This window comes from Spongiibacter sp., assembly GCF_041602295.1.
GTDB lineage: Bacteria > Pseudomonadota > Gammaproteobacteria > Pseudomonadales > Spongiibacteraceae > Spongiibacter.
The window spans coordinates 22,089-28,106 of the sequence record NZ_JBFIGO010000031.1; the positions used below are offsets into that span (position 1 = coordinate 22,089).

Sequence of the window (6,018 nt, forward strand, 5' to 3'; positions counted from 1 at the left end):
GCTGTTAGCCGCGGTTGTGGGGTCGCGTAAAGTCGATAGCGGGACCTAGAGGCACAATTTGTGTGGGGTTAATGGTTGGGTGACTGATGTAATAGTGCCGTTTGATGTGAGAAAAATCCACGGTGTCGGCGATTCCGGGCCACTGATAGAGCTGGCGCAGGTAGTTGCTGAGCGCGGGGTAATCCTCCAGTCGCTGGCGGTTGCACTTAAAGTGGCCGTGGTAGACCGCGTCGAAGCGAATCAGCGTGGTGAACAAACGCCAGTCCGCCTCGCTGAGCTGTTCGCCGGCTAAAAAGGCCTGTTGCTGCAGTCGCAGCTCCAGCTGATCGAGGCTGTCGAACAGGGCCTTAAAGGCGGTTTCGTAGGCCTGCTGAGAAGTGGCGAAGCCACAGCGATACACACCGTTATTGACGTTGTGGTAGATCTGTTCGTTGATTTGGTCAATGTCGTGGCGTAAGTCGGCCGGGTAAAAATCCTGCTGGTCGCCGGTGATGTGATTAAACGCGCTATTGAATTGCCGAATAATGTCGGCGGACTCATTGTTCACGATGCGCTGCTGTTGTTTGTCCCACAGCAGCGGCACCGTGACCCGGCCGCTGTAGTCTGGCTGGTCGCGGGTATACAGCTGGTGAAGAAATTCCAGGCCGTAGAGTGCGTCGCCGCTGCTGCCCTGACCCTGATCAAAACTCCAACCCTGCTCCAGCATAATGGGGCTGACGATTGAAACGCTGATCAAGGCGTCGAGTTTTTTTAAGCGTCGAAAAATGAGACAGCGATGGGCCCAGGGGCAGGCCAGCGAGACGTAGAGGTGGTAGCGGCCGGCCTCAGCGGGAAAGTCTGTGCTGCCGATACGGTGGCGATACTGAGCGTGTTCACGTTTGAATTCGCCGCCGGTGCTGGCGGTGTCGTACCACTTGTCTTGCCATTTACCGTCGATTAGTAAGCCCATTTCCTGCCCTCATGCTGTTGGCCAATTGCCGTTAAGTATAGGGAGGTCGCGGGTGTCTATGGGTCGAGTTTTCTGCTGGTTTTGATCAAAAAATCGATTTCGTTGTTGCGCAATGAGTGTCAGCTGCTAAGTTGTCACAGGGCTGCAATGTTTACATGTAACACTTAACAATAAAAAATCACTCAGCCTGGGGGAAATATACAGATGGGTCGACGAAAATCTCGTCGCGGCGTGTCGCGCCGCAGTTTTTTGAGGCGCCTTGGCTTTGGCGGCGCGGCAGTGGGGGTGGTCGCGGCGGCCAGTGGCGCGGCGGTCAGTGTGGCCGGGCAGGGCGCACGGCAAGCGGCGATTTCTCAAGCGCAGTCGCCGTTTCAACACGGCGTGGCCTGTGGCGATCCGTTGAGCGATGCGCTGATTATCTGGACGCGAGTGAGTGTCGTGGGCGACTTGCCCTGTGAAGTGAGCTGGGAGTTGTCGGACTCGCCGTCATTCGATGCACTTGTTGCCCAGGGTGTGGTCACCGCTGACGCCGATAGGGATCACACGGTTAAAGTCGATGTGACGGGACTCACCGCAGCAACCACCTACTACTACCGTTTTGCGGCACTGGATTTTGTTAGCCAAGTCGGTCGTGGGCGGACGCTGCCCGAAGGTTCAGTTGACCATCTGCGCCTGGCGGTGCTGAGCTGCGCAAGTATTCCCCACGGGTTTTTCAACGCTTATCGGCGAGTGGCCGAGCGCGCAGACCTGGATTGCGTGATTCACCTCGGTGACTACCTCTATGAATATGGCAACGATGGCTATGGCAGCAATGTTCAGGCCGGCGGCCGCATCTACGAGCCGGGTCATGAAATGGTCAGCTTGAGCGACTATCGTCAGCGCCACGCCCAGTACAAGCGCGACCTTGACTTACAGCGCTGTCACCAACAGCACCCGTTTATTTGTGTGTGGGATGATCACGAATTCACCAATGATGCTTGGCAGGGGGGCGCCGAGAATCACAATGAAGGCGAGGGCGACTGGGCTACTCGCTCGGGCATTGCCCTGCAGGCTTACAGTGAGTGGATGCCGATTCGCTTGCCTGAGCCGGATAATCGCGCGCGTATTTATCGGCAATTTCAGTTCGGTGATTTGCTCGATCTCATCATGCTCGACACGCGTTTTGTCGGTCGCGATCAGCAAGTGGCGGGCAGTCTGCCAGAGCAAATACCGGGGCTCGGCGGTTTTGGGTTTGTCGATGCCGGGGAGATTGCCAGTGAGGGGCGTGAGCTGCTCGGTGATGCTCAGAGTCAGTTTTTGCGCGCGGCCTTGACCACCAGCAGCAGTCGCTGGCGCGTGCTGGGCCAGCAGATTATGTTTGGCCAACTCAAGTTGGTGGGTGAGCCCAACGCCTTGAACCTCGCCAATCCCGGTGGTCAGGGCGGGGTGTTTTTAAATACCGATCAGTGGGATGGCTATCCGCGAGCGCGAGAGCAGCTGTGGCGGATGATACGCGGTGAACAGGGCGCGCCGGCGATTGACAACGTCGTCGTGCTCACCGGTGATATTCATACCGCCTGGAGTATGGATATTACAGAAGACCCGAATAATCCTGCGGCGTACAACCCGCAAAGCGGCGCGGGTGCCATGGCTGTCGAGTTTGTCGCAACCTCGGTGTCGTCGCCGGGCTTGGACGAGGTGCGCGAGCTGGGCGAGGAGGGCTTGCGCCTGGTAAATCCGCATATGAAGTACGTCAATTTGCGCGAGCACGGTTATTTATTATTGGATATCACCGCAGAACGCTGCCAGGGGGAGCACTGGTTTGTGGACAGTATTGCCGGGCCGTCGCGGGGCGAGCGCATGGCCGCCGCCCATTTTACGGCAAGCGGTGACAATCACTTGCAGAGTAGCGCGGCGGCGAGTTCGCCGAAAGCCAGTCCGCCGGCATTGGCGCCCTACGAGGGGATTCCACGATGAAAACCTTATTCGCAATTTCCTTGTTGCTACTGGTGGCGGGCTGTGGCGGCTCAAGCGCTTCCGATTCGGCCAAGCCGCTGTCAGAGCCCTTGCTACGGTTTATTGCCATTGGCGATACGGGCACTGGTCAAGATGGCGACCCCAGTCATCTGCAGTACGAGGTAGCCGCCATGATGAAGCAGGTCTGCGCCCTGCGTGGCTGCGATTTCGCGGTGTTGGCCGGCGATAATATGTATGAAAAAGGGGTAGAGGGCGTTGATGATCCATTGTTCCGGGAGGCCTTCGAGCAGCCTTATGCAGAGTTGGGGATTCCCTTTTATGTGGCGCTGGGCAACCACGACAATGCGATGACCGATATTGGCGAGGGTGCACACAATGCCAAGGGGGATTTTCAGGTGCAGTATACCGAGGTGTCGCCCTCGGGCAGCTGGAAAATGCCAGAGCGTTTTTACACGCAATCTTTTGCCAGTCGTGCCGGCGACGCTGATTTCGTTCAGCTGTACACCTTGGATTCTAGCCCGATTACCCATTTCTTTGACGATGTCAGCCCACAGTGGCGGGGAGAGGCGCTGGATGCCTATATTCTCGCTCAAACTACCTTTATTCAGGAGCAGTTGGCGAGCAGCTCGGCGCATTGGAAAATTGCTCTGGCCCATCACCCCTACGCCTCGAATGGTCCACATGGCAACGCCGGGCAATTTGACGAGGGCACCAACCCCGATCCCTGTCTGGGTGCAGGCCCGCTGCGACTGAGTGACAGTTGTCGAGGGGAGGATTACAAGGCCTTTCTCGAGGCGACAATTTGCAATGAAGTGGACCTGTTTATCGCCGGCCACGATCACGAGTTGTACTGGCTCAGGCCCGCCCCGGGCTGCGGTAAAACCCAGCAGATTGTCTCGGGTGCCGGTGCCAAAAGTCGCGAGGTCTTTGACGCAACGCGCAACGACGCTTATTTCCAGTTGGGTATGAGCTGGGGCTTTTTCTGGATCGAGTTGCGTGAAGACCGCCTGGTTGGGGCGGCCTATGCGCTCTATCCCGATGGTACTCCCTACAATGTCGACGACGCCGGGCGACCCCTGCCGGTGTTCGAACACGTGCTGACCAAACAGCCATGAGGGGCATACTGCTGGTCGGCTGGCTGCTGTTGGCCGCCTGTTCCGAGCCGGATCATCGCTACCATAGTGCACGCCATGGTTTTTCCTTGGAACTGCCGGCGTCGATGGGATGGCAGAATGACTATTTGGGGAGTGCGGTGGTGGCGCGGCCGCAGCCGGGGGCTGCCCTGCAAGGGGAACTTCGCTATCTCAGTATCGACGTTAACGATGCGCGCGAGTTGGGGCGTGGCCTGGCCGACTATGTGGACTTTCGCCTGAGTCGCCTGCAGCGATTTGCCCGCCACAGCGAATTTCACCAGCGCGAGCAGCGGCAACTCGCCGGTTACCCGGCGCTGCGCTTGCGTGCCAGCGCCCAATATGGCCCTCAGCACAATGAGTTATTGCTTTACTATGTGGTGGCGGGTGATCGTGGCTATGCGCTGACTGCCGCATTTCGGCCTGGCAGTAGCGCCGCGGCGATTCAGCAGGTCGATCAGTGGTTGTCCAGTCTTCGCTTCGCTAGCCACTGATTGAAGTTATCGCTATTGTTGACGTATTTTTAACCTTGGCGCTGCTGTATTTTGGGGCGTTGGCTGGCAAGTGTGGTGCAGCTTGCGCCACAATGGGGCGGGACTGGAGCCGGCGGTGGCGCGCGGCCGATTTTTCTGGACTCGGCAAGAGAAGCTTTTTTACAATCGGCCAGCCATTTTTTCCACTGCCGCCAATTTGTTGCGGCTTTTGGTATGATCTGGGTCAATAAAATAACAGATCGTTGTGCGCGGGACTGCGCCGACTGAGGGTGCAGACGCTAAGTACGCAGCTGCTATGCGCGGTCGGCAGCACTGCACAACGATTGCTTTCGCGACTAGGAGAGTTATGCGACATACCGCCAGTGTGACCCTGGTATTGACGGCCATCTGGCTGGCCAACTCAGGTCACTATGATGCCTTGTTACTCAGCTTTGGCGCGTTTTCCGTTGTTCTAGTGCTGTGGATTAGCCACCGTATGGATGTGGTTGATCACGAGTCTCAGCCGATTCATCTCACGGCTAAATTGCCTTTCTATTACCTCTGGCTATTCCAGCAAATTATTCGCAGCAATATCGATGTCGTCAGTCGCGTGTGGCGCGGGCGCTCGGCAATCAGCCCGCAGTTTGAAAAAGTCCCGGCAGAGCAGAAAACCGATATCGGCCGGGTGATCTACGCCAACTCGATCAATTTAACGCCGGGCACATTGTCGGTGGAAGTTGAGGATGACTATATTTTGGTGCACTCCCTGAGTCGCGAGGGGATGGCCGAGCTTAAGCGCGGTGAAATGGGTCGCCGGGTGTGCGGATTGGAAGAATAGATGCTGATTGTTACCACTATGACCTTGCTCCTGGTAATGGCAATGGCGCTGTCACGCGCCTTTGTCGGCCCCACGGTGTTTGACCGTATACTCGCCGCCAATATGTTCGGTACCAAGACGGTGCTGTTAATAGCCGTTATTGGTTTCTTATTTGGCCGTCCAGAGTTCCTTGATATTGCCATCGTCTATGCACTGATTAATTTTATTGGTGTGATTGGTATGTTGCGCCTGATTGAGTATCTCGAGGCCGAGAAAGCCGGCGCGGCGGAGGATGAGCAGTAATGGATATTTTCAATGTAATCAGTTCCGCCCTGTTAGCGATTGGCAGTTTTCTGGTGTTGTCCGGTGGGCTCGGTGTGCTGCGTTTTCCCGATGTGTATAGCCGCATGCATGCCGCGGGTATCACCGACACTTTGGGAGCGGTGATGATTTTGCTGGCATTGATGTTGCTGGCCGGTTGGAGCCTGGTATTAGCCAAGCTGATTATGATCATGTTGTTCCTATTGATTACCGGGCCAACGGCCAGCCATGCCTTGGGCAAAGCGGCCTGGAAGTCGGGGCTGCAGCCGTTGACCGACAAGTCGAATGGGCGCTGAGTGAACGAGCTGTATAGGAGGAATACGTCATAGAACTGCTTATTGATATCAGTTTGCTCAGTATGCTGATTGCCAC

7 protein-coding genes are annotated in these 6,018 nt (G+C 56.7%); 6 read left to right on the plus strand and 1 reads right to left on the minus strand.

Translation table 11 applies throughout. The features are described from left to right. Window positions 1-4: 4 nt before the first annotated feature. Window positions 5-949 (minus strand): glutathione S-transferase family protein, encoded by a 945-nt coding sequence (locus ABYM29_RS07460; RefSeq protein ID WP_372864070.1) that lies wholly within the window; start codon window positions 947-949, stop codon window positions 5-7. 204 nt (window positions 950-1,153) lie between these two features. On the opposite strand from ABYM29_RS07460, the gene ABYM29_RS07465 reads away from it, so the two are divergent. From ABYM29_RS07465 to mnhG, 6 genes are all read left to right on the plus strand, one after another. After that, window positions 1,154-2,905: an alkaline phosphatase gene (locus ABYM29_RS07465; RefSeq protein ID WP_372864072.1), complete on the plus strand. Its 1,752-nt coding sequence runs from the start codon at window positions 1,154-1,156 to the stop codon at window positions 2,903-2,905. Beyond that, window positions 2,902-4,020: a metallophosphoesterase gene (locus tag ABYM29_RS07470; RefSeq protein ID WP_372864074.1), complete on the plus strand. Its 1,119-nt coding sequence runs from the start codon at window positions 2,902-2,904 to the stop codon at window positions 4,018-4,020. Before ABYM29_RS07465 ends, ABYM29_RS07470 begins: the two co-directional genes overlap by 4 nt. Further along, window positions 4,017-4,529, plus strand: coding sequence for a hypothetical protein (locus tag ABYM29_RS07475; RefSeq protein ID WP_372864076.1), 513 nt, complete (start codon window positions 4,017-4,019; stop codon window positions 4,527-4,529). The genes ABYM29_RS07470 and ABYM29_RS07475 overlap by 4 nt, the downstream gene beginning before the upstream one ends. A gap of 346 nt (window positions 4,530-4,875) precedes the next feature. Then, window positions 4,876-5,346 (plus strand): Na+/H+ antiporter subunit E, encoded by a 471-nt coding sequence (locus ABYM29_RS07480; RefSeq protein ID WP_372864078.1) that lies wholly within the window; start codon window positions 4,876-4,878, stop codon window positions 5,344-5,346. Further along, window positions 5,347-5,628, plus strand: coding sequence for a monovalent cation/H+ antiporter complex subunit F (locus ABYM29_RS07485; protein WP_372864080.1), 282 nt, complete (start codon window positions 5,347-5,349; stop codon window positions 5,626-5,628). After that, window positions 5,628-5,942, plus strand: a complete 315-nt coding sequence (gene mnhG, locus ABYM29_RS07490; protein ID WP_372864082.1) for a monovalent cation/H(+) antiporter subunit G — start codon at window positions 5,628-5,630, stop codon at window positions 5,940-5,942. The genes ABYM29_RS07485 and mnhG overlap by 1 nt, the downstream gene beginning before the upstream one ends. Window positions 5,943-6,018: the final 76 nt, after the last annotated feature.